The organism is Aquimarina pacifica (assembly GCF_000520955.1).
Lineage (GTDB): Bacteria > Bacteroidota > Bacteroidia > Flavobacteriales > Flavobacteriaceae > Aquimarina > Aquimarina pacifica.
In genome coordinates this window covers 1-1,575 of the sequence record NZ_JACC01000097.1, presented here as the reverse complement: position 1 = coordinate 1,575, position 1,575 = coordinate 1, and the positions used below count along the sequence as shown (strand labels likewise).

The window sequence follows — 1,575 nt, the reverse complement described above, 5'->3', positions numbered from 1 at the left end:
CTTCTTTTGCCCAATCAGGGGCATCGTATTGCGTCTATTAGTTCAAATTATCTGGTTAATTCGTAATGGGTAAATAGCGTTTACATTTCAATTTTCTTGTTTTTCTCGTTTTTGGTGTAGGATCACTGTGTCTCGGTGTTTCTATATAAACTCTACTAGCATTTTTTCGACAATTATATATTTTTAAAATAATATAACGCTGTCTTAAATCTATAACGTCAATTTTTTTTGTGTATGAATAACCTTCAGACTTATCCTCAATCTTCATATTCAACCTAGTATATTTACGTAATGATTCTAACTTTTTATAGTCTTTCTCAATAAATCTCATTTCCCCATTTTCATAACCAAATTCAATAATAGACTTACTACCACTTGAATCATTAAACTCAAATTTCCCTGACAAAGCCTCAGATAATTGTTCCTCAATTAATATTATACAATTAATACTTTTTACTGTTTCTTGTCCGTTTATCAAATTTAAAAAAGTGGATAAACTAAAAATTACTATCAATAAAATTCTGCTCATATATCTAAAAATTTATTCTATTATTTTTCGTACTGCGTTTTTGGTTAATTTTGCCTGTGGTTTAGATTTTGTTGTTATATTTCTGCCAAAAATGGCTATTCCTAGACCAGGCTTAGAAATAGAAGCCGATTTAGTTAGAGTTTTTCGAGTAGTTGTTATCTTCCCTAATCGACCTACAATTATGTTTTGACTAAAGTCACTGAAAGTATTGGGATCACCTGGACCAGGATCTAGGGCACTAGATGTTGTTCCTCCTGCGGTTCCATCTTCATTCATCTCAACGCCTTCGGTAATATGTGAGTGAATTGAAGTATTTCCATCTCCTCTGGGAACTATTATTTCGGATGTTAAAACCTCAACTCCATTTCTTATTTCTGTTTCGGCACTACCTGTTTCTGATCTTACAATTTCTCCTTTCGAGTTAACGGTGGATGCTTCTTCACTCAATCCTCCATTATTTTCTGTTCTTTCTAAAACATTTAAAGCTTCTGCTAAAACAGTCTTGGTGGTTTTTATTCCGCTATCAGCATCTGCTTTGCTTGCTAGTTTTCCATCTTTGGTGTTCTTTTTAATTCTTTTTACATCTTCTTTATCAACAACAATAACAACATGTCCGTCATCTTTGCCTTCATCCTCACCAATTTTATTTCCTTTTTTATCAAAAAATTCGGTAAAAGCTCCTGTAGGATCTATAAAAACAATGGGATTATTCATAACATAATGATAAGGTGTCCAACTACCATAAGCATCTGCTGCAGGATCTATATTCATAAATCTACCTAGTGAAGCATCATAGTTTCTAGCTCCATAATCCATCCATTCCAAACCAAGCTCATTATTCTCTTCTTTACCATTATAACCATAGTTATGTTTTCTACCGTTTACAACATTATTATACCCTTTTTGTACCAAACCAAAGGGGTAATAATTCTTCTCCTCTACAATTTTGATATCCTCAGAGTAATAAACTACAGACACATTATCTATAAAAAAGTGAGCGGTTTCGGTAGTACCTAGTCCTGTCCCTCTTACAAACAATTCTACTT

The 1,575-nt window shown here is 32.8% G+C and carries 2 protein-coding genes; both read right to left on the bottom strand.

Annotation, left to right across the window (positions count from 1 at the left end):
* Positions 1–55: 55 nt before the first annotated feature.
* Positions 56–529, bottom strand: coding sequence for a hypothetical protein (locus DZ60_RS0121915; RefSeq protein WP_025744138.1), 474 nt, complete (start codon positions 527–529; stop codon positions 56–58).
* A gap of 12 nt (positions 530–541) precedes the next feature.
* A partial coding sequence (locus DZ60_RS24590; protein ID WP_206538664.1) for an RHS repeat-associated core domain-containing protein occupies positions 542–1,575 on the bottom strand: 1,034 nt, incomplete at its 5' end.

What these genes read in the sequence shown, in the direction of transcription:
- DZ60_RS0121915 (WP_025744138.1), bottom strand. Translation starts at nt 529, where the DNA reads ATGAGCAGAATTTTATTGATAGTAATTTTTAGTTTATCCACTTTTTTA.